Origin of the sequence: Pseudomonas sp. NPDC090201, assembly GCF_044746825.1 — a bacterium.
GTDB lineage: Bacteria > Pseudomonadota > Gammaproteobacteria > Pseudomonadales > Pseudomonadaceae > Aquipseudomonas > Aquipseudomonas putida_AD.
On record NZ_JBIVCX010000017.1, the window covers coordinates 27,373 to 52,113 of the forward strand.

Below are 24,741 nucleotides of genomic sequence, written 5' to 3' on the forward strand. Positions count from 1 at the left end.
AGCTGGCTCGGCGTCACAGGGTTGCAAATGAAAAAACGCTGGATAAATTATCAGTGGTCGCAGCGGGGCGGCTATCATACCGCGCTAATTCTTTCTGTGCAGATCGGAGTTCTCGATGTCGCCTGTAGCCTTTGTCTACACCTTGCATGTGTTATCTGCGGTCTTGTGGGTAGGAGGGATGTTCTTTGCCTGGATGATTCTGCGACCAGCGGTCATCGCAGCCCTCGAAGGCCCGATGCGGCTGAAGTTGTGGGCGCAGGTGTTTCCGCGATTTTTCGTCTGGGTCTGGTGCGCGGTGATCATGCTGCCGGTCACGGGGATCGGGATGATCAACATCAATTTCAGCGGTTTCCAGACCGCGCCACGCTATGTGCAGGTGATGATCGGGCTGTATGTGGTGATGGTGGCGTTGTTTCTGCGCATCTCGACCCTGAACCTGCCGCAGTTGCAGAAGGCCGTGGCGGCAGAGCAATGGGCCGAAGGGGCCGCGGCGCTGGGCGGGATCCGGCGGCTGGTGGGTATCAATCTGTTGGTGGGGATTGCAGTGGTGGCGATCGCCGCAGCGCGGCCGGGGTTCTAGCCATCCTGTAGGAGCGCGCTTGCTCTGGGCCGCATTCGGACGATGGCGGCGTGTCAGATACGTCATCATGGCCTGACACACCGCTGTCGCGGGCAAGCGCGCTCCTACAGTTCGTTAAAGCTTGCGGACGCTGACGGAGCCTGCTGGCCCGACCGAGCCCGTCTGGCCTTTCTCGCCGTTCTTGCCCGACTTGGCACCGTCGGCGCGGTACACCAGGCAACCCTTGGACGTACCGCCCTTACCGCCGCGCCCGCCTTCGCCGCCGACGCCACCGGCGCCGCCCTGCACGTTGACCTTCACCCGGTCATCGGGAAAGCTCTGGGGCAGTTCCAGACGCACCAGCGCGCCCGGTGCGCCATCGCGGCCGTTGCCACCGTTATCGCCGTCGAAGCCGCGGCTGGCCGAGCCCCAGGTGCAGCCCGGATCCTTGCCATTGCCGCCGTCCAGGCCTACATAACCGGGCGAACCCGCACCGCCCCGCGCATCGATGGACAGCAGGTCCGCATTCAACTGCTCAACCCGCATGCTTAGGCTGCGACCAGGCAAAGGCGCCTTCTCGAAGGTGCCCGGCGCGCCACGGGCAGTGATCTGCGCACCGCTGCCCAGCTCGCCCTGCCTGACTTGCAGCTTGAACGGCTCGGTGCCGGGCACGATCGCAATGCGCGACTCATGGCCCATCACCAGTTTTCCGACCTGCACTTCGGTCAACCCTGCGGGAATCAGCAAGGTGCCGTAGTCGGCGACTTCCAGGCGATCGAGTTGCAACACGTTGGTGTTGCTCGGCAGGCGCATCAACGAGTGCGGCTCCACCGAAATGGCCTGGGCCAACACCAGGGAGCTGCTCAGGGCCGACAGCACGCCCGCCGTCATCAACAACGCATTACGCATGGTGAACCTCCGCCTGCCGGCGACCGAAGGATTGCAGGTGAAAAATGCCAAAGATCAGGATTTTGAAACGGTCAGACCAGGGATGCGCTCGCCCCCGCAGGCTGGCATTGAAAAACAGCAGCTCAAGCACGTGAACCGCGATCAGCAACACGCCCGCCAGTTTGAACAGTAATTCGAAGGGCACCGGCAGGGTCATGGCCTGACTGGCCAGCACCACCGCCCAGAATCCCAATGTCAGGATTTTCCCCAACCCGCAGAACAGCTTCATGACACGCCCCTGGTATTTTTAGTTTTCTGGCGCAAAAAAACGCTTCGCGCACAGTACGGCGAAGGGGCCGACTTTTCCAGAGGAAGGTCAAAATGTCATGGGTTCGAACGCCGGATTCGGCCCATGAAAAACCCCGCCGAAGCGGGGCTTTTGTGTAGCGGCCATCAATCAACGATTGATCTTGATCTCGACACGACGGTTCAATGCACGACCTTCAGCGGTTTTGTTGTCCGCCACAGGACGGCTCTCGCCATCACCTTCAACCGACACGAACGCACTGCGCGAGACACCGGCACCGACCAGATAATCCGTCACCGAATGCGCACGACGCTCCGACAGTTTCTGGTTGTAGGCATCGCTGCCCACGCTGTCAGTGTGGCCGCTCACATGCAGTTGCACGTTGGACGCCTCGGTTTTCAACTTGGTAGCCACCGTATCCAGTTGTTGCTTGTCGCCTGGAGTCAGCGTCGCCTTGTTGAACTCGAAATGCACGTCACGGATCGTGATGACTTCTTCCTTCGGCAGCACCACAGGGGCTACTGGCTCAGGCGCTGGCGTCACGATCGGGCAACCGGTCGCATCGACAGGCGTGCCTTTTGGCGTGTTCGGGCACTTGTCGACGCTGTTCAGAACGCCGTCGCCATCATCATCGCCGTCACCGTGAACCCAGCAATAGGCGCCCGCCATCACACCCACCGCACCACCCAGCCCCGCCGCAACGGAAGCCGTCTGGAATGCACCGATTGCAGCGCCGGTGAGCGCGCCACCGGCGGCGCACAGAGGCCAGTCGGTTTTTTGCAAGCCGGCACAGCCGGTCAACACACTGGTAACCAAAATCAGAGGTAACGCTGTGCGAATCATGCTCATACAGTTCTTCTCCTTTGGTATCGGCTTAAACCGACTGAAATGCAGTAAAGACGGCCCCTAGCCAGTTTTCCACTCTCAAAGCCCGCCAGAGGCAGGAAAACCGGGTGTTTTATTGAAATAGCCATTTGCCTCTACTTCGTAGCCTTTGTCATGGCCAGCGATAAAAAAGTTCAAGCACTAGGCCACGATCCTTCGGCAGGCTAACCTTGCGAGCTCAATTGAGGGATTTCGATGACCGACAGTTTTTCCACCCGCACGCCCCAGCAAGCACTGGCCGCCCTGCTGGACCGCTACGCGCCCAAGCGGCTGCTGCTGATCGGCGCCGACAGTTTTCCGGCCCTGCAGGCCTTCAAGGACGCGCACCCGGACACCGAACTGGCGCAGGCCGCCCCTGGCCCGCTGCCTGCGGACCTGGCCGGGCAGCGCTTCGATCTGGCGCTGGTGGTCGATTGCCTGGAACACATCCCCAAACGCGTAGGTCTGGAGTTGCTGGGCGGCATCCGCAACCTCAACGCCAGCCGCATCGCCGTTCTGGCCGACCTGAACGCCTGCGGCTGGCATACAACCGATTTCTACTCGCTGGCCCTGCAAGCCAGCGAGCGCTTCGCCCGGGACGATCAGGTATTGACGCTGTTCACCTACGACCTGCGCGAATACAAACAGGTGCCGGACTGGCTGAACGCGAAGTTCTGGGCCAACCCGGAAAACTTTGGCAAGTATTGGTGGTGAGATCCGCAACATGAGCAGTGCAATTTGCCCCTGTGGCAGCGGCGACCTTCTGGACGGCTGCTGCGGTCGTTATCACGCAGGCAACCCTGCGCCCTGTGCCGAAGCCCTGATGCGCTCGCGCTACAGCGCCTACGTACTGGGCCTGGTGGACTATCTGCTGGACACCACGCTGCCCGTGCAGAAAGGCAGTCTGGATCGGGAGTCGATCAGCCAGTGGAGTGCGCAGAGCACCTGGCTGGGACTGGAAGTCGAGAGTGCCGAGTTGCTGGGCGGCAAGCCCGAGCATGCGTTCGTGACCTTCACCGCCCGCTGGCACGATGCAGGCGGCGAGCACAGCCACCGCGAGCGCTCGGCGTTCGTGCAGAACCAGGGCCGCTGGTATTTCATCGACCCCACCGTGCAACTCAAGGCCGGACGCAACGATGCATGCCCGTGTGGCAGTGAGCAGAAATTCAAGAAGTGTTGTTCGGCCTATATGGCCTGAGTCGGATTTGGCATTCCCGTAGGAGCGCGCTTGCCCGCGATTGCTGAGTGTCTGTACCTACGAGGGTGATTGACGCAACGCAATCGCGGGCAAGCGCGCTCCTACAGCGACTTTGTGGTGTGCAGGGGATTTCTTTACCGCAACTTGCGACTCACGCCAATTTCAGATGTGAAACATCCGGCACCAGCACGTGCTCTTCGGATTTCTCCTGCCCCATGTCACTGCCCGCTGGCGCAAGGCTCAGGCCGGACAGATCAAGGCGCGGCGCCACCGGGGCGGCTTTGGGATCCTGCACATCCTTGCCCAGTTCGGACAAGGTGAAATCCGGCGCCTCGACATCGACGAACGCCGCCATGTAGACGTCCCGCGGTTCGAGCTTTGACGCAGGCCCGCCTTTGGCTTCACCCTTCGCCGATGGCGCGACCAATGAGGATCTGCGCGTCCAGCTTGGCTCATCCGGCGGCGGTGCCAGTTCGACCTCTTCCACTTCGACCGGCGCCGGTTCCGGCTCGGCCGTCACCTGCCCCGGCATTTCCAGCACCTGTACCTGGGCGCCAGCGCGCTCAAGGGTCGAGCGATATTTTTCAGCGCCTGCCTGATCGAGGTTGTTCTTCAACACCAGCCGCCGCCCGGAGAACAGCAAGGCGATGCGCTGGGCGTCGGCCTGGAACAGCTTGGCCAGGTTGGCCTGGACGCGATCAAGTTGTGCGCCGGGTACCAATTGGCCGGAAAAAACAATTTCGTACAACTTCATGGGTCAATACTCCTTCGACACATGGCGTAAGTATGGCGCAGGCTCTTTAGAACGGCGAGTTGCCCTGAACCGGCTGCTGCTAGACTCAAGACCCGACAGGGAGTGAATCAATGGTATTTCAGGCAAAACTTATCCGGGTCCTCTGCATCTTCATGATGCTGGCGTCATCAGGCTGTGCGTCGCTATTCACTGGCGGCGCCGAGGATGCCAACGTCAAGCTGCTTCGGGTTGACGTGGTCAAGGCCAAGCTGCTCAAGCAGGACATGAAGCTGCGCTTTCGCGTCGACAATCCCAATGACGCGAGCATCTGGGTGCGCGGCCTGCGCTACAAGGTGATTCTCAACGACATCTTGATAGCAGACGGCGATTACAGCGACTGGTTCATCGTCAAGGGCAACAGCCACCGCAATTTCACGGTGCCGATCCGCACCAACCTGTGGGAACACCTCAAGGACGTCACGCGGATGCTCGGCAAACCCAACCAGCCTATTCATTACCGGCTGGAAGGCAAGCTCAAGACCGGATTTATCTTCGGACACAGCGTGCGTATTGATCGCAATGGCGAGATAATCCCCGGCGATTTGATTCCGGAGTAACCCCATGAACCAGCAAACCCACGTGCACGGTCCTGACTGCAACCACGATCACGACCATCACGACCACCACCATGACCACGGCCACGTGCACGGCCCGCACTGCAACCACGAACCCCAGGAGCCTGCACGCAACGCGCTCAAGGACGTGGGCCGCAACGATCCTTGCCCGTGCGGCAGCGAGAAGAAGTTCAAGAAATGCCACGGCGCGTGATGGACGTTTGACGTCACCCCACGCCCCGTAGCAGCGCGGCTTGCCGGCGGGAGCGGTGTGTCAGTCGAAGTATCCGATACAGACACACCGCCCCCGCCGGCAAGCCGTGCTGCTACGGGGGCTGCAAAATCGTGAAAATACCCCCGCCTCCCGCTTGCACGGCGCCTGCCTGCTCACTAACGTAGCGCGTTTCCAAACGCATCCCTCCGCAGGAGCTACATCATGGCCTCGCCAGCCCGCTTTCCTTTGAAATCCCGACTCGGCACGGCCGCTGCCATGATGGGGCTGTTGAGCCTCGCCGGATGCCAACTGGGCGGCGAAGACCGTGACAACCTGCCGCCCACCAGCGGCGTGTACGCGATCAAGGGCCTGGCGCAGAACGTCTCGGTGCGCCGCAACAACCTGGGCATGCCGCTGATCGAAAGCAGCACCTTCCATGACGCGCTGTTCACCCTGGGTTACGTTCACGCCAGCGACCGCATCTCGCAAATGGTGCAAATGCGCCTGTTGGCGCAGGGCCGTCTGTCGGAAATCGCCGGGCCTGGCGCGCTGGATCTGGACCGCATGCTGCGCGCCGCCAACCTCAAGCAGACTGCAGGCGATCTGTACAACGCCTCCTCGCCTCGTCTCAAGCGCTTCTTCGAAGTCTACGCGCGGGGCGTCAACGCCTACCTGTTCCGCTACCGCGACAAGCTGCCTGCGGACCTGGCCGATGCTGGCTACAAACCCGAGTACTGGAAGCCGGAAGACTCGGCGCTGATCTTCGCCCTGCTCAACTTCAGCCTGTCGGTGAACCTGCAGGAAGAGATTTCCTCGCTGGTACTGGCGCAGAAGGTCGGACCCGAGAAGCTGGCGTGGCTGCTGCCGACCTACCCTGACGAAGAGTTGCCGTTCGCCGAGGCCGACAAACTCAAGGGCCTGAACCTGGGCACTCAGTTGCCTGGGTTGAGCGATCTGGACAAGGCCGCCCTGCAACTGTCCGACCTCAATCTGCTGGGCGTGTCGGCCTCCAACAATTGGGTGATCGCCCCGCAACGCGCCCGTGCCGGCAAGAGCCTCTTGGCCACCGACAGCCAGTTGCCGGCCACGCTTCCGTCGATGTGGAATTTCGTGCAGATTCGTGCGCCTAAATACCAAGCCGCAGGCGCCACCGTGGCGGGTTTCCCGCTGGTGCTGTCGGGTTTCAACGGCAAGCTGGCCTGGGGCATGGGCCCGGCCATGGGTGACAACCAGGACCTGTTCCTGGAGAAACTCAAGCGCGAAGGCAACCGCCTGATGGTCATGGCCGACGGCAAGTGGGTGCCTGCTGGCGCCCACGAGGAAACCTATTTCGTGCGCGGTGACCGGCCCGTGCGCGAGGCGGCCTACACGACGCGCCATGGCGGCCTGCTCAACGGCGCGTCGGCGCAACTGGCGAACGGGCTGGGCATCGCTCTGCAGACCCCGGACGCCAAGGACGACAAATCCCTGGACGCACTGTTCGACCTGACACGCGCGCAGAACGTGGAGCGCGCCTTCGACACCACCCGGGAAATCCGCGCCATCACCCTGAACATGGTGTTCGCCGATGCCTCGAACACCGGCTGGCAGGTCACTGGCCGCTACCCCAACCGTCGCGAAGGCCTGGGCCTGATTCCATCGCCGGGTTGGGACAGCCGTTTCGACTGGGACGGTTACGCCGACGCCATGTTGCATCCTTACGATCAGGATCCGCAGCAAGGCTGGATCGCCACGGCCAACCAGCGCACCATGCCCAAGGGCTATGGCATGCAGTTGTCCAACTCCTGGGATTACCCCGAGCGTGCCGAGCGCATCGCGCAACTGGCTGGCAGCGGCAAGCAGGACACCCGCAGCACCATCGGCATGCAGTACGACCAGACCACCACGTTCGCGGCCAAGCTGAAGAAGATGTTCGAAGCGCCGGGCATGGCCACGCCGCTGAAACAGGCCATCGACGCACTCCCGGCCGGCGACCGCGACAAGGCTCGCGAAGCACTGAGCCGGCTGATGGCGTTCGACGGGCGCCTGTCGCCGGTGTCGGCTGACGCGGCGATCTACGAGCTGTTCCTGCAGGAAAGCGCGCGGCAGATCTTCCTCGATGAACTGGGCCCTGAAAGCAGCCCGGCCTGGAAAGCGCTGGTGCAGAGCGCAGACCTTTCCTACTCGCCACAGGCCGACCACCTGCTGGGGCGCGAGGACAGTCCTTACTGGGACGACGTCAAAACCCCACAGAAGGAAGACAAACCCGCGATCCTCGCCCGCAGCCTGGCGGCTGCCATCAGTGCCGGCGAAAGCCAGTTGGGTGCTGACCACAAGGCCTGGCAGTGGGGCAAGCTGCACCAGTATAAATGGACCTCGCAAAGCGCGCAGATCACCGCGGCCCTCGGGGGTAGCAAGGCGAGCACGATCAAGGGCCCGATGGCAGCCGGCGGCGACCACACGACCCTCAACGCTTCGGGCTTCCACTGGGGCCAGGACTTCGACGCTGCAGTGATCCCGGCGATGCGCATGATTGTCGACTTCGCCCAGCAGGAACCGATGATGGCGCAGAACGCGGGCGGCCAGTCGGGCAACCCTGCCAGCCCTCATTACGCCGACGGAATCGATCCGTGGGTCAAGGGGCTGTACATGTCGGTGCCGATGCAACCTGAGAATTTCGACAAGGTGTATGGCAAGCAACGGTTGACGCTGACGCCTGGGAAATAACCCCAGGCAATACGCAAACCTGTAGGAGTGAGCTTGCTCGCGATTCGTCCTTTCAGGCACATCACCGCTGCCTGACACACCGCAATCGCGAGCAAGCTCACTCCTACGAGGGCGGCGGCAGGTCAGACGTTGATGATGCATCTCGCCCACCGCTGTCGCGGGCAAGCGCGCTCCTACAGGGGGACCTGGTAAGTCAGGGTGGACGATGTGGCTGACACACCGCTGTCGCTGTAGGAGCGCGCTTGCCCGCGATTGCGGCAGGTCAGATGTTGATGATGCATCTGGTCCACCGCTGTCGCGGGCAAGCGCGCTCCTACAGGGGGGACGTGGTGGGTCAGGGTGGACGATGTGGCTGACACACCGCTGTCGCTGTAGGAGCGCGCTTGCCCGCGATTGCGGCAGGTCAGATGTTGATGATGCATCTGGCCCACCGCTGTCGCGGGCAAGCGCGCTCCTACAGGTAAACAGACCGAACTTCTCGATCCCCCCGCTGCTCTACCTGACAAGCCCTCCACCCCGGCCAAGCCCATGGACCTTGTCATCGCCCGCCCCGAAGGCCTGTACTGCCCGCCCGGAGATTTCTATATCGACCCGTGGCGTCCGGTCGAGCGTTCGGTGATCACCCACGGCCACGGCGACCATGCCCGCACCGGCAACCAGCACTACCTCGCTGCCGCCCCCGGCGAAGGCATCCTGCGCTCGCGGCTGGGCCGGGACATCAACCTGCAGACCCTCGAATACGGCGAATCCATCACCCACCACGGGGTGAAACTGAGCCTGCACCCGGCCGGCCACGTGCTGGGTTCGGCGCAGGTCAGGCTCGAATACGGCGGCGAAGTCTGGGTCGCGTCCGGCGACTACAAAGTCGAACCCGACGGCACCTGCGCTCCATTCGAGCCGGTGCGCTGCCACACTTTCATCACCGAATCGACCTTCGGCCTGCCCATCTACCAGTGGGAGCCCCAGGCGCACATCTTCGCCGGGATCAACGACTGGTGGCGGGCAAATGCGGCCGTGGGCAAGGCCAGCGTGCTGTTCGCCTATTCCTTCGGCAAGGCCCAGCGAATCCTCCACGGCATCGACCCGAGCATCGGCCCGATCCTGGTCCACGGCGCGGTCGAGCCGCTAAATCGTGTCTACCGTGAAGCCGGGATCCGAATCCCCGAAACCCAGTACGCAGGTGACTTCAAGAAGACCGACCCCGCCCTGCGCCATGCCCTGATCGTTGCCCCGCCTTCGGCTGGCGGCAGCACCTGGATGCGGCGGTTTGGCGACTTCAGCGATGCCTTTGCCAGCGGCTGGATGATGTTGCGCGGCACGCGGCGGCGCCGTGGGGTGGACCGAGGTTTCGCGTTGTCCGACCACGCCGACTGGCCCGGCCTGCTGTGGGCCATCGAAAACACCGGGGCCGAACGGGTGATGGTCACCCACGGCTCGGTCGCGGTGCTGGTGCGCTATCTGCGTGAACTGGGGCTGGACGCACAGGGCTTCACCACCGAATACGGCGATGAAGAAGACGACGCGCCCGCCAAAGAGCAGGCCCAGGAGCCGTCTGAGCAAGAGACTGCGTCATGAAAGCCTTCGCCGAACTGTACGCTCAGCTCGACGCCACCACTTCCAGCAACGCCAAGCTTGCGGCCATGCAGCACTACTTCGCCCACGCAGCACCGGAAGATGCCGCCTGGGCCGTGTACTTCCTCGCCGGTGGCCGTCCTCGTCAACTGGTGCCCACGCGCCTGCTGCGCGAGCAGGCGATGCAGCTTTCGGCGTTGCCCGAATGGTTGTTCGAGGAGAGCTATCAGGCCGTGGGCGATCTGGCTGAAACTCTGTCGCTGCTCCTGCCCCAGGCCGAGCACAGTTCCGAAGAAGGCCTGGCGAGCTGGATGGAAAACAAGCTGCTGCCCCTGCGCGGCCTGCCACCGGAAGAGTTGCAGGAGCGGCTGCCGACGTTCTGGGCGCAACTGGATCGCCAGTCGCTGATGGTCTGCCTGAAACTCATCACCGGCAGTTTTCGCGTCGGCGTGTCGAAATTGCTGGTCACCCGGGCACTGGCCGCACTGGCCGAGATCGACAGCAAACGGGTGGCCCAGCGCCTGGTGGGCTACACCGACCTGTCCCATCGCCCGAGCGCCGAAGGCTACCTGAAGTTGATCGCCGAAGAGTCGGACGACGAACACGCCCAACGCGGCGGCCAGCCCTACCCGTTTTTTCTCGCCCACGCACTGCAACAACCGGTGGACCAGTTCGAGACCCTGCTCGGCCCTGCCGAAAACTGGCAGGTGGAATGGAAGTGGGACGGCATCCGCGCGCAAGTGGTCAAGCGCGAAGGACGACTGTGGATCTGGTCGCGGGGTGAGGAGCTGGTCACTGATCGTTTCCCGGAGCTGCACAGCCTGACCCAATGCCTGCCCGATGGCACGGTCATCGACGGCGAAATCGTCGTATGGAAGCCGTCGAATCCCGCCCCCGACGGCGAAAACGCCTTCGCCCTCAGCACGCCCTCGCCTGCCGAACCGGGCGAATCTGCGCCCTCGGTCCAGCCCTTCGCCCTGCTGCAACAACGCATCGGCCGCAAGACGCTGGGCAAGAAAATCCTCGACGAAGTGCCGGTGGTGGTCCTGGCCTATGACCTGCTGGAGTGGGATGGCCACGACTGGCGCAGCCGGCCGCAGCATGAGCGACGCACTCAACTGGAGCAGGTGATCGCCCAGGCCAACAGCCCGGTGCTAATGCCTTCGCCGGTGCTCACCGGGAAGGACTGGCTCGACCTCGGGCGCCAGCGCGAAGCGTCGCGCAGCCTCGGCGTCGAAGGGATGATGCTCAAGGCGCGGGATGCGTTGTATGGCGTGGGGCGCACCAAGGACATGGGCGTCTGGTGGAAATGGAAGATCGATCCGTTCAGCGTCGATGCCGTGCTGATCTACGCCCAGCGTGGCCACGGACGCCGCGCCAGCCTGTACAGCGACTACACCTTTGCTGTGTGGGACGGCCCGCCTGAGGCCAGCGAACGGACTCTGGTGCCTTTCGCCAAGGCCTATTCGGGGCTCACCGATGAAGAGATGCGCAAGGTCGATGCGATCATCCGCAAGACCACGGTGGAAAAATTCGGCCCGGTGAGAAGTGTTACCCCGACCCTGGTGTTCGAACTGGGGTTTGAAGGAATCGCCCTGTCCAAACGCCACAAGAGCGGCATCGCCGTAAGGTTCCCGAGGATGCTCCGCTGGCGGCTGGACAAGCCCGTGGCCGAGGCCGACACCCTGGCAACCTTGCAGGATCTGCTGGCCTGAGCACCGTTCTGGTGCACGAGGTCATTCTTGAGTCATGAAATTTGCGCCGTGTAGGAGCGCGCTTGCCCGCGACCTGCGCACGTTCGGTTTGCAAAGTGTTTCGAATTTTCCTGTGTACTTCAAAAGCGTTCGCGGACAAGCGCGCTCCTACAAGTTTTACGCGCCCTTTCGAACCATTTCCGCTAATCTCCCCCTGCCTGCGGCGCCTGATAAAAAGACAATAGATGGCTCAAAGTCATCATTGCGACAACTCCGTACATTTAAAACGCACGTTCGTCTCTTTGGTTCGGAAATTGCTGTCTTTTTTCAGTCTGGCACCCGCCGGTAGCAAGCCTTCGCGTGTTCCCAACGCTCAATTTGGTTTTAAGGACTGAACGATGAAAAAAGCATGGCTGACCCTCTCTGCACTGGCCATCTGTCTGGCCGCTGGCAACGCAATGGCCAAGGAGTACAAGGAGCTGCGTTTCGGCGTTGACCCTTCCTACGCTCCGTTCGAATCGAAAGCTGCCGACGGCAGCCTGGTGGGCTTCGACATCGACCTGGGCAACGCGATCTGTGCCGAGCTGAAGGTCAAGTGCAAATGGGTCGAAAGCGATTTCGACGGCATGATTCCCGGTCTTAAAGCCAACAAGTTCGACGGCGTGATCTCCTCCATGACCGTCACCCCGGCTCGCGAGAAAGTCATCGACTTCTCCAGCGAACTGTTCTCCGGCCCGACTTCCCTGGTCTACAAGAAAGGCTCTGGCCTGTCGGCTGACACCGCGTCGCTCAAGGGCAAGACCGTTGGCTACGAGCAAGGCACCATTCAGGAAGCCTACGCCAAGGCCATCCTGGACAAGGCTGGCGTGAAGACCCAGGCCTACGCCAACCAGGACCAGGTTTACGCTGACCTGGTGTCCGGTCGTCTGGACGCCTCCGTACAAGACATGCTGCAAGCCGAACTGGGCTTCCTGAAGTCGCCACAAGGCGCCGACTACGAAGTCAGCAAGCCTATCGACGATCCACTGCTGCCAGCCAAGACTGCCGTCGGCATCGCCAAAGGTAACAAAGACCTGAAAGCGCTCTTGGACAAAGGTATCAAAGCGTTACACGATGACGGCAAATACGCCGAGATCCAGAAGAAGCACTTCGGCGATCTGAATCTGTACAGCGGTAAGTAAGAAAACAAACGCCTGTCGCGTTCAGGGGGTCATCCGAATCCCCCCTCTGAGCACGATGGGCGTTTTTATTGACTGCATAGGTTCCACATGTTCGAAACTCTCCTGCAAAACCTGGGACTGTCCGCGTTCAGCCTCAAGGGCTTCGGCCCGCTGCTGCTTCAGGGCACCTGGATGACCGTCAAACTCTCGGTAATGTCGCTGCTGCTGGCCATCGTGCTTGGCCTGCTGGGCGCCAGTGCCAAACTGTCCAAGGCCGCGATCCTGCGGATTCCGGCACAGGTCTACACCACGTTGATTCGTGGCGTACCGGACCTGGTGCTGATGCTGCTGATTTTCTACAGCCTGCAAACCTGGCTGACGACCTTTACCGAAGCGATGGAATGGGACTACATCGAGATCGATCCCTTCGCCGCCGGTGTCATCACCCTGGGCTTCATCTACGGCGCCTACTTCACCGAAACCTTCCGCGGCGCGATTCTCGCGGTGCCCCGTGGCCAGGTCGAAGCCGCCACCGCCTATGGCCTGAGCCGAAGCCAGCGTTTTCGCTTCGTGGTGTTTCCGCAGATGATGCGCTTCGCCCTGCCGGGCATCGGCAACAACTGGCAAGTGGTGCTCAAGGCCACGGCGCTGGTGTCGATCATCGGCCTGGCAGACCTGGTCAAGGCCTCGCAGGACGCGGGAAAAAGCACTTATCAACTGTTCTATTTCCTGGTGCTCGCGGCGCTGATCTACCTGGTCATCACCAGCGTCTCCAACTTCGCCCTGCGCTGGGCTGAACGGCGTTACGCCGCAGGCAGCCGGGAGGCTCAACGATGATCGAATTGCTGCAAGAATACTGGCGCGCGTTTCTCTACACCGACGGGCAGAACATCACTGGCCTTGCCATGACCATGTGGCTGCTCAGCGCCTCGATCGCCATCGGTTTCATCGCCTCGATCCCGCTGTCCATCGCTCGCGTGTCACCCAACCCGCTGGTGCGCTGGCCGGTGCAGTTCTACACCTACCTGTTCCGCGGCACACCGCTCTATATCCAGTTGCTGATCTGCTACACCGGGATCTACAGCCTGGAGGTGGTGCGCGACCAGCCCATGCTCAACACGTTCTTTCGCGATGCGATGAACTGCACCATCCTGGCCTTCGCCCTGAACACCTGCGCCTACACCACGGAAATCTTCGCCGGTGCCATCCGCAGCATGAACCACGGCGAGGTCGAGGCGGCCAAGGCCTACGGCCTGACCGGCTGGCGCCTGTACACCTACGTCATCATGCCGTCGGCGTTGCGTCGTTCGCTGCCCTACTACAGCAACGAAGTGATCCTGATGCTGCACTCCACCACCGTGGCCTTTACCGCCACCGTGCCGGACATCCTCAAGGTTGCGCGGGACGCCAACTCGGCGACCTTCCTGACCTTCCAGTCGTTCGGCATCGCCGCCCTCATCTACCTTGCGGTCACCTTCATGCTGGTGGGCCTGTTCCGCCTGGCCGAACGCCGCTGGCTGGCCTTCCTCGGCCCGACTCACTAGGACTCGCAGATGCGCCACCAGACTCATGACCTGCTGTCGCCGGTGCCAGGCACCGCGCGGCAGATTCACAGCTTTCACTATGGCCCGCAGGACGGTGCCTGCAAGATCTATATCCAGTCCTCCCTGCACGCCGACGAACTGCCCGGCATGCTGGTGTCCTGGTACCTCAAGCAACGCCTGGCCGAGCTTGAAAAAGCCGGCCAGTTGCTGGGGGAAATCGTCATCGTTCCGGTGGCCAATCCGATCGGCCTGGAACAGGTCCTGATGGACACCCCGCTGGGCCGCTACGAGCTGGAAAGCGGGCAGAACTTCAACCGCTGGTTCGTCGATGTGGCGCAACAGGTGGGCGATGAGGTCGAGCCGCTTCTGGGCGATGACCCGAAAAGCAACGTGGCGCTGATCCGCAAGAGCCTGCGCGCTGCATTGCAAGCGCGCAGCGGCTCCACTCAACTGGATTCGTTGCGCCTGGCCCTGCAGACCCTGGCCTGCGACGCCGACATGGTGCTGGACTTGCACTGCGATTTCGAATCGGTGGAGCACCTGTACACCACGCCGGAAGCCTGGTCCCGGGTCGAGCCGCTGTCGCGCTATCTGGGCGCACAGGCGAGCCTGCTGGCGACCGACTCGGGCGGGCAGTCGTTCGACGAATGCTTCACGCTGGTCTGGTGGCAATTGCAGCAGCGCTTCGAGAAGCGCTTCCCGATCCCGCTGGGCAGCTTCTCCGTAACCCTGGAACTGCGCGGCCAGGGGGATGTGAACCACGCCCTGGGCAGTCGCGACTGCCAGGCGATCATCAGTTACCTGATGCAATATGGCGCCATCGCCGGCGTGCCTGCGCCGGCCCCTGAACTGATTTATCCGGCGACGCCCCTGGCGGCGGTCGAACCGGTTGCCACCCCTGTAGGCGGCCTGCTGGTGTTCTGCACACTGCCGGGCGAATACGTCGAGGCGGGTCAACTGATCGCCGAGGTCATCGACCCGATCAACGATCAGGTGACCCCGGTCCACGCGACCAACGCCGGACTCATGTACGCCCGCTCCTTGCGACGCATGGCCACGGCCGGCATGGTGATAGCCCATGTCGCCGGCACCGAGGCCTTTCGCAGCGGCTACCTACTTTCTCCTTGAGGATTGCCTGACATGTACAAACTGACCATCGATGGTCTGCACAAAAGCTACGGCGACCACGAAGTGCTCAAAGGTGTGTCGCTCAAGGCCAACGTCGGTGACGTGATCTGCCTGATCGGCGCCAGCGGCTCGGGCAAGAGTACCTTTCTGCGCTGCATCAACTTTCTCGAACAGCCCAACGACGGCGCCATGACCCTGGACGGCAAGCCGGTCAAGATGGTCAGCAACGCCAGCGGCATGCACGTGGCCGACCCTGCCGAGCTGCAGCGCATTCGCACACGCCTGGCCATGGTATTCCAGCACTTCAACCTGTGGAGCCACATGACGGTGCTGGAGAACATCACCATGGCCCCGCGCCGGGTGCTGGGCGTGTCCAAGGCCGAAGCCGAAGACCGTGCGCGCAAGTACCTGGAGAAGGTCGGCCTGCCTGCCCGCGTCGCCGATCAATACCCGGCGTTCCTTTCGGGCGGCCAGCAACAGCGCGTGGCGATTGCCCGGGCGCTGGCGATGGAGCCGGAAATCATGCTCTTCGACGAACCGACCTCGGCGCTGGACCCGGAGCTGGTCGGCGAAGTCTTGAAGGTGATTCAGGGGCTGGCCGAAGAAGGCCGCACCATGATCCTGGTGACACACGAGATGGGCTTTGCGCGCAAAGTGGCCAATCAGGTGGTGTTCCTGCACCAGGGCCAGATCGAAGAAATCGGTCACCCGGACGACGTGCTGGGCAACCCCAAGAGCGAGCGCCTCAAGCAGTTCCTGAGCGGCAACCTGAAGTAAGCGACACGTGGCCTGCCCGCCGTCAGGGGCAGGCCACTATTGCAGCAACGAAGTAGCCAGCACCTTCGACGGCTCGCCAATCACTCCTGCGGCAAGCTGCACGAAGTCCTCGGTGCTCACCTTGCCCATCCGCACCAGCCCCTGAATCACATCATCCAGCGATTTCTGGTCGCGGGTCTGCTGACGGATTTCCTGATCCAGCGCCGACAACAGCATCGCCGCTCGGGCGGTCATCCCCGGATCGACGTGCTCGGCACGCAGGGTCGTCACCTTGCGCCCCAGTCGCGTGAGAATCGATTGCCAGTCCTCGAAACGATCCTGGGTCATGCCACCGGCCCGACGCAGCAATTCGACCGAGTAATACTCGGCAACGCCTGCGCGGATCCAGTCGCTGCGATCACGCACCTGAATGCGCCCGAACACCTGCACCAATTCACGCAGCAACGGGCTGGCCCCGCTCTCGCTGATCAGAGGGCGATTGGCGTTGAGGTAGATCGAGTCATGGGCGGCGCCGGCATTGCGCGCCATGGACTCGCTGGCGCCGACCACCAGCAGTTTGTCCGGGGTGCGCGGGAACACCGCTTGCAGCCTGGGCCACACGAATGTGAGCAGGGTCAGGGTTTCCATGCGGCGCATGCCCTGCCCTTTCGGCGCGCTGACCGTGACGTCGGTCTCGCCCAGCCTGGCGCGGCGATTGATCAGGTTGCCGGCCAGCATCCAGCCGTTGGGGCGGTCGAACAGACGCGAGACGTCATCGATACGAAAGCGGTTCTTGCCGATGCGCGGCCAAGAGGTTTCGACGTTTTTCCAGCCGGACGGCAAATCGACCGTCATGCGGGTTTGCAGGCGTATGCCGTCCTGCTGATCCAGGCGCGCCCTGGGCACCAGGTCTTCGCCGCGAAACAGCGCCCAATCGGCGGTCATGCGGCTGGCATAGCGGGGTTTACCGTTGAGCGGGTCGGGGGCGTGGCGGTCGATGTGCACGCGGTAGGTCAGCGTCGCCTTGCCGCTGGCGGGCTTCCAGACGCCGCGCAGTGCGTTGCCGGTACGAGCGGCGGCGGTTGACCACTGGCCGTCGGCGCTGAAATCGCTGAACTGGCCCTGCTCACCCAGATCCAGGTCCAGGCTGCGCACCGCCGTGCCCTGCTCAAGCGTCAGGCGCACCTGGGCCTGGTCGCTCTGGGGCAGCAACGTGATGTGGTAATCCAGATCGACTTTCTTCGCCGCCCATACCGGCAGGCTGAAAACAAGAACAGCAGCACACAACGGCAGTTGATAACGCACGAGCAGACCACTCCTGAAACCACAGGCTCTTGGATCGGGTGACGAGGCGCCGGGCGAATCAGCCCGCGCGGAAGATCAGGTAATCTTCCCAGTCATCTTCGGCCACGCTCTTTTCGCTGAGCATGCGCCCGGACTGGGAAATGCGTTGCTTGTGAACCTGCTCGCGGTCGCCACACACCAGGTGGTGCCACAGGGGCAGGTCCTTGCCTTCGCTGACCAGACGGTAGCCACAGGTCGGCGGCAGCCACTTGAATTCATCGGCCTGACCGGGCGTTAACTGAATGCAATCGGGCACCAGGGCCTTGCGATTCGGATAATCGGTGCACTGGCAGGTGTTCAGGTCCAGCAACTGGCAGGCGATGCGGGTGTAGTAGACGCTGCCGTCGTCCTCGTCTTCGAGCTTTTGCAGGCAGCACAGACCGCAACCGTCGCACAGGGATTCCCACTCGACCGGATCGAGTTGGTCGAGGGTTTTGCGCATCCAGAACGGTTCGACTTTGGCGGCCATGATTTCGCGAGGATCGGTATCGGGTAATGAAAAGGCCGCCAGTCTAGTGGCACATCGCAGCCGGGCCAAGCGTTGGCGACTGTCGGTAAGCGCGCACTTGTCAGTTGCGGTGCCGCGCAGTAGCTTTATGCCCTCGCACGCCCGCGCCAGAGCGCCCCTTGCGACACGCGCACGACCCCGTATTTTCGACGATGCCTGCCGTCCACGGCCCATCCGATTGTCCTCGCAGGCCGCACCCGGCCCTGCGATTCATTCAACCTTCAGGACCTGCAAACATGAGCGCCAACCCTCGCATTGCCGAATACGCCATTGACCCGCAATTCACCAATCGCTGGTCGCCACGGGCCTTTACCGGCGAGAGCATCCCGCAGGAAACCCTGCTGAGCTTCTTCGAGGCGGCCCGCTGGGCGCCGTCGGCCTACAACTCGCAGCCATGGCGCTTCCTCTACGCGCGCCGTGACACGCCGAACTGGGAGCGCTTCCTGGGTCTGCTCAATGAATTCAACCGTGGCTGGGCACAGCATGCCTCGGCGTTGGTGATCGTGATTTCCAAGACCACCTTCACCGCACCGGGCGCCAGCGAAGAAACGCCTGCGCTGTGGCACACCTTCGACACAGGTTCCGCCTGGGGGCATCTGGCCCTGCAAGCGAGCCTGAGCGGCTGGCACACCCATGGCATGGCCGGTTTCGATCAGGAACTGACCCGCAAGGAGCTGAAGATTCCGGAAGGCTACGCGCTGCACGCGGCGGTGGCGATCGGCAAGCTGGGCGACAAATCGACCCTGGCCGAATACCTGCAAGCCCGCGAAACCCCAAGCCCACGCCGGCCGTTGGTGGAATTGGCGGCTGAAGGGGATTTCAGTTTGTAAGTTCCATTGTTAAACGAAGACCTGTAGGAGCGCGCTTGCCCGCGACTGCGGTGGGTCAGGCACATCTTCAGCGGCTGACACACCGCGGTCGCGGGCAAGCGCGCTCCTACAGGCTGCGGCGGTTCAATACCCTTTTGCGAAATCCACTTCGCCGCGCAACGCCTCACCGGCCGTGTAGGCCTTGAGGTTGTCGACGAACAGCTGGGTCATCGCAGCAGGCGAGGTCGGCGCCGAACTGTGGCCGGTCAGGAGCAGGCCCCAGGCGGTCCAGAACGGGTGACGCTGGGGCAATGGCTCCTGACGGCAGACATCGATCACCGCCCCCGCCAGATGGCCTTCCTTCAAAGCCTCGACCAGATCGGCATCCACCACCGCCACACCCCGCCCGACATTGATGAACAGCGCCGACGGCTTGAAGCTGGCGAACAGCTTCGCGTCATAGATGTCGTGGGTCTGCGGCGTGTTGGGCAGCAGGTTGATGACGAAATCCACCTCCCCCACCAGGCGCGGCAGATCCTGCAACGCCGCGACTTCCTTGAACGGAGCCAGCTCGCGAGCGGTGGAGGCTATGCCGTAGACCTCGACGCCGAACGGCACCAGGAACTGCGCCACGCTGACGCCGATATCGCCGGTGCCGACGATCAGCGCCTTGCGCCCGGCAAGACCAGGACCGGTGCGCGTGTCCCACTTGCGCTCCACCTGGCTGACCAGCCGCGCCAGCACCTCGCGCTCATGCACCAGCATGTAGGTCAGTACGAATTCGGCCATGACCTGACCGAAGATTCCGACGGCGCGGGTCAGCCGGTAATTGCGCTGCAGACCTTCGGCCAGCAGCGGCGTGATCCCGGCCCAGGTCGATTGCAGCCATTGCGGCGAATGCCCCTGGCGCAACAGCGTGGCCAGCAGGTCAGGCTGGCCCAGCCAGATCGGCGTATCGGCGGCCATTTTCGCAAGCTCGGCGGAATCGCCACTGCTCAGGATCTCGATCTCGGGAGCAGCCTTGCGCAGCAAATCGGTGTAGAGGACGTAATCGTGTTCGGCAATCAGCACGCGCATGAATTAAAAACTCGAAAAAGCAAGACATGCGACCGCATCGCGCCCGGCGCCCCGGCCCTTTGACAGGCAACGGCGCAGGCCAGACGCAGACAACGGTCCGGTAAACCCCCTGCGATGAATTGCAGGGGCAGTCGTCGATCAGACCGGGTCGTTGCGGCGCAGCAACTCTTCGGGCAGGTGCTCGATGTACTCATCCTCGGCCGGCGGCATCTGCAGGTGATAGCCCTGCTTCTCCAGATTGGCCAGGACGGCGTGGATGTCCTCACGGGCCAGCGTACGCTCGGGGCTCAGGACCAGGTCGAAAGCATGCACCGGCTTGCCGAACACGGTGAGCAGACCTTCGGGCACGCGCTCGAGGGCCTCGCTCTTGAGCACGTAGAGGTACATTTCGTTCTTGCGCGGGCTGCGATAGATGGAGCAAATCTGTTTCAAGGCTGTTCTCCGGCATTGGCCAGGCTGTCGAGCAGCATCTGGCCCATCAATTCGCGGCGCCAGCCACGCAGCGAATCGGGCAGTTTATAAGGACCGTCAGGGAAACCGGTCTTGAGCAAGGCTTCCAGCGTCTTCTTGCGCAGCATCAGTTCCGGCGCCATGTCCAGGCGCTCAGCTTGCTGCTGGCCGATAGTGCGCAGGCTCTTGAGTACATTCGACGCCTCGATCGGCAGCGGCTCGGGCAACGCCGGCGGCCACAGATCAGGCGACACACTCCCGGCCTGCTTGATCAGGTCGAGCAGAAACTCGCCGTCCTGACGCACGGTCTTGGGGTGCATGTCTTCGATTTTCGCGAGCGCTGCGAGGTTGTCCGGCTGGGTCTTGGCCAGCGGCCACAGCGAGTGCTCGCGCAGGACCCGGTTGCGCGGCTGATTGCGCAGGCGGGCCTGGGTTTCGCGCCAGGCACACAGCTCGCGCAGAACGGCCAGTTGCGCCCGGGACAGCTTCCACGCCAGCTTGGCCTCGCGATAGACCTCGTAAGGATCGGTTTCGCGGCGCAGGTTGGCGACCAGTTCGGCGCCGTCTTCCAGCACCCAGGCGTACTTCTCGTCCGACAGGCGCGGGCGCAGCAGGCTGTAGACCTCGGCCAGGTGCACCGCGTCTTCGGCGGCGTAGCTGATCTGCGTCTCCGACAACGGCCGCTGCAGCCAGTCGGAGCGGGTTTCACCCTTGGGCAGCTCGATGTTCAGCACTTCCTGCACCAGACGCGAATAGCCCATCGAGAACCCCAGGTTCAGATAGGCGGCGGCCAGTTGGGTGTCGAACAGCGGCACCGGCAGGCTGCCGGTCAGGCGCAACAGCACTTCCAGATCTTCGCTGCAGGCGTGAACGACCTTGATGACGTCGGCGTTCTCCAGCAGTGCAGCCAGAGGTTGCCAGTCGCCGATCAGCAAGGGATCGATCAGAAAAGCCCGCGAGCCGTCGCCGATCTGCAACAGCCCGGCGATGGGATAAAAAGTGTCGACCCGCATGAACTCGGTGTCGAGAGCGACGAATGGCAGCTTCTGCCACTGTGCGCAATGAAGGGCGAGGCTGTCGTCGTCGCGAATCCAGTGAATATCGATGGCCACACGGCTCTCCCTTGAAGAATGGCGCGCAGTATATATCGCTATGAGCGTTTACCGGGCATCCGTCCTGCAAGTCTTGAACAACTTCATGTGGAGTGTTTATCGATATCGCACGGGATAACTACCGTTCATCGGAGCGATCAACTGTTCTTGCGCAGGATGTACACGCGCCACATGGCGTAGCCCGGCAGGAAATCGTGGTGCGTGACGATACGAAAGCCCGTCGCCAGGAACTCGGACTCGACCTCGGCCCGGCAGGCCACGAAACGATTGCGCGATTGCGGATGGCCGTCGGCTCCCAGCCGGCTGCCCTCCTGACGCTTGCGCCGCCATGACTTGATGTTGCCATCGACCCACAAGGCGACGATGGCGGTATCACGAGTCACCCGGTAAAACTCCTCCAGGATCGCCATGCGCCGTTCGCCGTCGGCAATATGGTGAAACAGGCGCATGCAGAAGATGCAGTCCACCGCGTTGGCAGGCAGGCCAATGGAAAGCGGCGAGCTCTGGAAGGTGCGGATGCGTTTGCTTACGGGCTCGGCCGACTGCGCCTTGGCGACGTCGAGCATGTCGGTCGAGGGGTCGGCCGCCAGAATCACCCGGTTGGCGTGTTCGGCCAGCACCGGCCAGAAACGCCCGGCGCCCGAGGGTACATCAAGCACCAGCCCCGGCTCGCCGGCATCGCGCAGCGCCTGGCGCGCCAGTTGCGCATCGCGCCACAGGCTCAGGCGGCGGGCCAGCCCTTGCTCATGGCGTTGCACGTATTGCTGCACCTGATCGCGCTCTGTCGCCTGTTCATTCATTGGCCAGTACCCCGTCCGTATAAATCCCCCGACAACCGGCAAACATGTCCAGCGACGGGTTATAAACGCTGGTCTGAACCTTCAACAATCCCAACATCGAGTGGAACAGGTTGTCCTGGCTCAAAGGCGCATTACGTTCCTTCTGCAAACAATGGGTATCAACGGCGAACGACTGCTGATAGTTATCCGAGAACCAGGCGATCATCGGCACATGTTTCTGTTGATCCGGCGCCAGCATATAAGGCGTGCCGTGCAGGAACAGGTTGTATTCACCCAGCGATTCGCCGTGATCGGACAGGTACAACATGGCGGTGTCCACTTTGTCCTGGTTGGTGCGCAGGATATCGATCAGGGATGCCAATACATGGTCGGTGTACAACAGAGTGTTGTCATAGCCATTGACGATACTTTCCCGGGAGCAATTGTTCAGCGCATTGCTTTCACACACCGGGGTAAACTTTTCGAACTCTTTCGGGTAACGCTTGAAGTATTCAGGGCCATGGCTGCCCATCTGATGCAGCACCAGTACCGTATCTTTATCCAGGTTGTCGATGAAGTTCTGCAGGCCCTGAAGCAGGATTTCATCGCGGCATTCGTTATTGGCGCACAGCACCGGATCCTTGAGGTTGCTGACGTCCTGCAGGGTCACACGGTCGCAGGTGCCCTTGCAGCCTGACTGGTTGTCCCGCCAGATCACGTCAAGGCCGGCGCGCTTGAGCACGTCGAGCATGCCTTCCTGGTTCTTGGCCTGGCTTGCGCTGTAGTCCTTGCGCCCCATGTCGGAGAACATGCACGGCACCGAGACAGCGGTTTCCGTGCCGCAGGAATGCACATCAGTAAAAGTCAGCAGACCACGTTCTTTCTTGAGTTGCGGCGTGGTATCGCGGTTGTAGCCCAGGATACCGAAGTTCTCGGCCCGCGCACTTTCGCCCACCACCAGCACCGTCAGCGACTTGCGCTTGTGCTGCTGCCAGTCAGCGGCCAGTTTCGCGTCCTTGCCAATACTGACGAAGGGCTGTTGCGCGGACTTGACCTGCTCGCTCAGGTAGCCCACGGAGGCACCGATGTAGTTGCTGGGCACTACCATCAGCCGCAACTCGTGGTGGTTGCGGAACAGCGACGACAAGCCCTGATAATTCATCAATGCAACACCGCCGATGACACCGGCGCACACCGCGCTGACCACTACTTTGCTCAGCACCTCACGGGGCCAGCGACGATAGTTGACCGGCACTTTCCAGAGAACGACGGAAGGAAGAACACCGAGAAATAACAAGTACGCCGCCAACTTGAACGACAACAGACCTTGAACTTCCGAGACGTCGGTTTCGGCAAAGTTGCGGAACATGCCGGAGTCAATCAATACACCGTACTGACTCATGAAATAAGCGACACCGGCGCTGATCATGAACAACGCGATCAACACGGGTTTGAGCACTTTCCTGAAGGCAAACAGGGTCAGAAAAATATTGAACGCACAGAACACCATCACCGCAAAAGCGCTGCGCAATAACAGGCCTTTACCGTTGAATTCGGTAATGGTGAACAAATGCTGCCAGAGCGTCAGGTTAAAACCGAGCAACAAAAAGGCACTGGCGAGCACAGTCACAAGCTCGGGGCGAACTGCTTTTACGTTCAACATGGGGCTCTACTTGGCTAAAAAAGGCACCGCCGATCAAGAGCAACAAAAAACTCTTTCGACATCGCAAACTTTAGGCAGCTGGCCATCAATTTTTTGTGAAAAGGATGCGAACAAATGGTGGGATGCGACTTCTTTTGCTGTAGGAGTTTTCGGCGCAACAGGTCGTGGCAAAAAACCGGGTGAGCGGGCGTACCTGCCGAGCTAAGGTAGCGCTCCCAGGTCATGACCATAATCAATTTGCGTACACTTCTATGGATGCTGTATTTTTCGAGACGTCGCTTTTCAGCGCTCTTCGCCCCGGATATCTGGACGAGGAAGCGTACCGATCCCTTCAGACAGTCCTGATGGCGAACCCTGGGCTGGGGGATGTGATGCCAAGGACCGGTGGCTTCCGAAAGCTGAGGTGGTCCGATCCGCATCGAGGCAAAGGAAAACGTGGCGGGTTGCGGATCATCTACTACTGGCTGATCGGCGACGGGCAGTTCTGGATGTTTTCAATCTACGACAAGGATGAACTTGAGAATCTGACACCTGAGCAGGAACGGCAGCTCAAAGGAGCTATCAGCGCCGAGCTCAGGAAACGAGGCATGCAATGAGCAAGAAGCGCGATTTATTCGCAGAAATGATGCAGGGCGTGGAAGAAATGGCCGCGCATCGAGAAGGAAAGATCACTCTGCGCAGTGATACGTTTGCAGAGAAACCAGCACCTGATGTTTCAGCTCAGGAGATCGTGGCACTTCGGGAACGGCTGCACATGTCGCAGAACGTTTTCGCCAGGCGCATTCGCACCAGCGCGAGCACCCTGCGCAATTGGGAGCAGGAGAAATCCAGACCCAACGCCCAAGCCGCCTTGCTGATCAAACTGGTGGATAAATTTCCCGACATGGTGGATCGACTGAACGCGGTTTGACCGTCTCATCCTCTCCTGTAGGAGCGGGGGGGGGGGGGGGGGGGGGGGGGGGGGGGCGGCCCCCCGCCCCCCGGGCCGCCCCGCGGGCGGCGGGGGGTGGGGGGGGGGAGGGGGGTGGGGGTGTGGGGGGGGGTGGGGGGGGGGGGGGAGCG

At 62.0% G+C, this 24,741-nt stretch carries 28 protein-coding genes; 17 read left to right on the plus strand and 11 right to left on the minus strand.

Going from position 1 to position 24,741, the window contains the following annotated elements; genetic code table 11:
- Positions 1-115: 115 nt before the first annotated feature.
- On the plus strand, positions 116-580 hold the full coding sequence (locus tag ACIPOO_RS25850) for a CopD family protein (RefSeq protein WP_274136718.1): 465 nt from the start codon (positions 116-118) through the stop codon (positions 578-580).
- Between the two features lie 114 nt (positions 581-694).
- Here ACIPOO_RS25850 and ACIPOO_RS25855 read toward each other — a convergent pair whose 3' ends face one another.
- The 3 genes from ACIPOO_RS25855 to ACIPOO_RS25865 all read right to left on the minus strand — a co-directional run bounded on the left by ACIPOO_RS25855 (position 695) and on the right by ACIPOO_RS25865 (position 2,603).
- Positions 695-1,468, minus strand: a complete 774-nt coding sequence (locus ACIPOO_RS25855; protein WP_400610757.1) for a collagen-like protein — start codon at positions 1,466-1,468, stop codon at positions 695-697.
- On the minus strand, positions 1,461-1,736 hold the full coding sequence (locus tag ACIPOO_RS25860; RefSeq protein WP_400610759.1) for a DUF1145 domain-containing protein: 276 nt from the start codon (positions 1,734-1,736) through the stop codon (positions 1,461-1,463). Before ACIPOO_RS25860 ends, ACIPOO_RS25855 begins: the two co-directional genes overlap by 8 nt.
- Before the next feature lie 168 nt (positions 1,737-1,904).
- The gene (locus tag ACIPOO_RS25865) at positions 1,905-2,603 is read right to left on the minus strand and encodes an OmpA family protein (protein ID WP_274134619.1); all 699 of its coding nucleotides are present in this window, start codon (positions 2,601-2,603) and stop codon (positions 1,905-1,907) included.
- 231 nt (positions 2,604-2,834) lie between these two features.
- Between ACIPOO_RS25865 and ACIPOO_RS25870 the strand changes: the two genes are divergently transcribed.
- Together ACIPOO_RS25870 and ACIPOO_RS25875 are read left to right on the plus strand one after the other, a co-directional pair.
- A complete protein-coding gene (locus ACIPOO_RS25870) occupies positions 2,835-3,332 on the plus strand; it encodes a DUF6231 family protein (RefSeq protein ID WP_400610761.1) in 498 nt (165 codons plus the stop codon).
- Positions 3,333-3,342: 10 nt separating this feature from the next.
- On the plus strand, positions 3,343-3,816 hold the full coding sequence (locus ACIPOO_RS25875) for a YchJ family protein (RefSeq protein ID WP_274134617.1): 474 nt from the start codon (positions 3,343-3,345) through the stop codon (positions 3,814-3,816).
- 151 nt (positions 3,817-3,967) lie between these two features.
- Here the strand turns inward: ACIPOO_RS25875 and ACIPOO_RS25880 are convergent, their stop codons facing one another.
- On the minus strand, positions 3,968-4,570 hold the full coding sequence (locus tag ACIPOO_RS25880; RefSeq protein WP_274134616.1) for a hypothetical protein: 603 nt from the start codon (positions 4,568-4,570) through the stop codon (positions 3,968-3,970).
- A 110-nt stretch (positions 4,571-4,680) separates the two neighbouring features.
- Here ACIPOO_RS25880 and ACIPOO_RS25885 point away from each other — a divergent pair, with 110 nt between their 5' ends.
- The 10 genes from ACIPOO_RS25885 (at position 4,681) to ACIPOO_RS25930 (ending at position 15,958) form a co-directional block, all read left to right on the plus strand.
- Positions 4,681-5,166: an LEA type 2 family protein gene (locus ACIPOO_RS25885; RefSeq protein WP_274134615.1), complete on the plus strand. Its 486-nt coding sequence runs from the start codon at positions 4,681-4,683 to the stop codon at positions 5,164-5,166.
- Between the two features lie 4 nt (positions 5,167-5,170).
- The gene (locus ACIPOO_RS25890) at positions 5,171-5,377 is read left to right on the plus strand and encodes an SEC-C metal-binding domain-containing protein (RefSeq protein ID WP_274134614.1); all 207 of its coding nucleotides are present in this window, start codon (positions 5,171-5,173) and stop codon (positions 5,375-5,377) included.
- 222 nt (positions 5,378-5,599) lie between these two features.
- Positions 5,600-8,083: a penicillin acylase family protein gene (locus ACIPOO_RS25895; RefSeq protein WP_400610764.1), complete on the plus strand. Its 2,484-nt coding sequence runs from the start codon at positions 5,600-5,602 to the stop codon at positions 8,081-8,083.
- Between the two features lie 528 nt (positions 8,084-8,611).
- Positions 8,612-9,658 carry a ligase-associated DNA damage response exonuclease gene (locus ACIPOO_RS25900; protein ID WP_400610766.1) on the plus strand — a complete coding sequence of 349 codons (1,047 nt, stop codon included), beginning with the start codon at positions 8,612-8,614 and terminating at the stop codon, positions 9,656-9,658.
- Complete coding sequence (locus ACIPOO_RS25905; protein WP_400610768.1) at positions 9,655-11,370, plus strand: ATP-dependent DNA ligase; 1,716 nt, start codon at positions 9,655-9,657, stop codon at positions 11,368-11,370. Before ACIPOO_RS25900 ends, ACIPOO_RS25905 begins: the two co-directional genes overlap by 4 nt.
- 377 nt (positions 11,371-11,747) lie before the next feature.
- On the plus strand, positions 11,748-12,530 hold the full coding sequence (locus tag ACIPOO_RS25910) for a transporter substrate-binding domain-containing protein (RefSeq protein ID WP_274134610.1): 783 nt from the start codon (positions 11,748-11,750) through the stop codon (positions 12,528-12,530).
- Positions 12,531-12,617: 87 nt separating this feature from the next.
- Complete coding sequence (locus ACIPOO_RS25915; RefSeq protein ID WP_274134609.1) at positions 12,618-13,346, plus strand: ABC transporter permease; 729 nt, start codon at positions 12,618-12,620, stop codon at positions 13,344-13,346.
- Positions 13,343-14,053: an ABC transporter permease gene (locus ACIPOO_RS25920; protein WP_274134608.1), complete on the plus strand. Its 711-nt coding sequence runs from the start codon at positions 13,343-13,345 to the stop codon at positions 14,051-14,053. The genes ACIPOO_RS25915 and ACIPOO_RS25920 overlap by 4 nt, the downstream gene beginning before the upstream one ends.
- 9 nt (positions 14,054-14,062) lie before the next feature.
- Entirely contained in the window at positions 14,063-15,181 is a 1,119-nt protein-coding gene (locus ACIPOO_RS25925) for a succinylglutamate desuccinylase/aspartoacylase family protein (protein ID WP_400610771.1), read from the plus strand.
- Between the two features lie 12 nt (positions 15,182-15,193).
- The gene (locus tag ACIPOO_RS25930) at positions 15,194-15,958 is read left to right on the plus strand and encodes an ABC transporter ATP-binding protein (protein WP_274134606.1); all 765 of its coding nucleotides are present in this window, start codon (positions 15,194-15,196) and stop codon (positions 15,956-15,958) included.
- A 36-nt stretch (positions 15,959-15,994) separates the two neighbouring features.
- Here ACIPOO_RS25930 and ACIPOO_RS25935 read toward each other — a convergent pair whose 3' ends face one another.
- The gene (locus ACIPOO_RS25935; protein WP_400610863.1) at positions 15,995-17,248 is read right to left on the minus strand and encodes a hypothetical protein; all 1,254 of its coding nucleotides are present in this window, start codon (positions 17,246-17,248) and stop codon (positions 15,995-15,997) included.
- A 52-nt stretch (positions 17,249-17,300) separates the two neighbouring features.
- Complete coding sequence (locus ACIPOO_RS25940) at positions 17,301-17,750, minus strand: YcgN family cysteine cluster protein (protein ID WP_274134605.1); 450 nt, start codon at positions 17,748-17,750, stop codon at positions 17,301-17,303.
- Between the two features lie 275 nt (positions 17,751-18,025).
- On the opposite strand from ACIPOO_RS25940, the gene ACIPOO_RS25945 reads away from it, so the two are divergent.
- Positions 18,026-18,619 carry a nitroreductase family protein gene (locus ACIPOO_RS25945; RefSeq protein ID WP_400610773.1) on the plus strand — a complete coding sequence of 198 codons (594 nt, stop codon included), beginning with the start codon at positions 18,026-18,028 and terminating at the stop codon, positions 18,617-18,619.
- Between the two features lie 123 nt (positions 18,620-18,742).
- Here ACIPOO_RS25945 and ACIPOO_RS25950 read toward each other — a convergent pair whose 3' ends face one another.
- The 5 genes from ACIPOO_RS25950 to ACIPOO_RS25970 all read right to left on the minus strand — a co-directional run bounded on the left by ACIPOO_RS25950 (position 18,743) and on the right by ACIPOO_RS25970 (position 23,679).
- Entirely contained in the window at positions 18,743-19,675 is a 933-nt protein-coding gene (locus ACIPOO_RS25950) for a D-2-hydroxyacid dehydrogenase (protein ID WP_274134603.1), read from the minus strand.
- Positions 19,676-19,813: 138 nt separating this feature from the next.
- Complete coding sequence (locus ACIPOO_RS25955; RefSeq protein ID WP_274134602.1) at positions 19,814-20,107, minus strand: YcgL domain-containing protein; 294 nt, start codon at positions 20,105-20,107, stop codon at positions 19,814-19,816.
- Positions 20,104-21,237 carry a ribonuclease D gene (rnd, locus tag ACIPOO_RS25960; RefSeq protein WP_400610775.1) on the minus strand — a complete coding sequence of 378 codons (1,134 nt, stop codon included), beginning with the start codon at positions 21,235-21,237 and terminating at the stop codon, positions 20,104-20,106. Before rnd ends, ACIPOO_RS25955 begins: the two co-directional genes overlap by 4 nt.
- A gap of 137 nt (positions 21,238-21,374) precedes the next feature.
- Positions 21,375-22,037 (minus strand): class I SAM-dependent methyltransferase, encoded by a 663-nt coding sequence (locus ACIPOO_RS25965; protein WP_274134599.1) that lies wholly within the window; start codon positions 22,035-22,037, stop codon positions 21,375-21,377.
- Entirely contained in the window at positions 22,030-23,679 is a 1,650-nt protein-coding gene (locus ACIPOO_RS25970) for a phosphoethanolamine transferase (RefSeq protein ID WP_400610777.1), read from the minus strand. The genes ACIPOO_RS25965 and ACIPOO_RS25970 overlap by 8 nt, the downstream gene beginning before the upstream one ends.
- A 10-nt stretch (positions 23,680-23,689) precedes the next feature.
- On the opposite strand from ACIPOO_RS25970, the gene ACIPOO_RS25975 reads away from it, so the two are divergent.
- From ACIPOO_RS25975 to ACIPOO_RS25985, 3 genes are read left to right on the plus strand one after another with little or no spacing between them, the layout of a single operon-like run.
- Positions 23,690-23,884, plus strand: a complete 195-nt coding sequence (locus ACIPOO_RS25975) for a hypothetical protein (protein ID WP_400610779.1) — start codon at positions 23,690-23,692, stop codon at positions 23,882-23,884.
- A gap of 46 nt (positions 23,885-23,930) precedes the next feature.
- Positions 23,931-24,275 carry a toxin gene (locus ACIPOO_RS25980; protein WP_400610781.1) on the plus strand — a complete coding sequence of 115 codons (345 nt, stop codon included), beginning with the start codon at positions 23,931-23,933 and terminating at the stop codon, positions 24,273-24,275.
- Positions 24,272-24,589 carry a helix-turn-helix domain-containing protein gene (locus ACIPOO_RS25985; protein ID WP_400610783.1) on the plus strand — a complete coding sequence of 106 codons (318 nt, stop codon included), beginning with the start codon at positions 24,272-24,274 and terminating at the stop codon, positions 24,587-24,589. Before ACIPOO_RS25980 ends, ACIPOO_RS25985 begins: the two co-directional genes overlap by 4 nt.
- Positions 24,590-24,741: the final 152 nt, after the last annotated feature.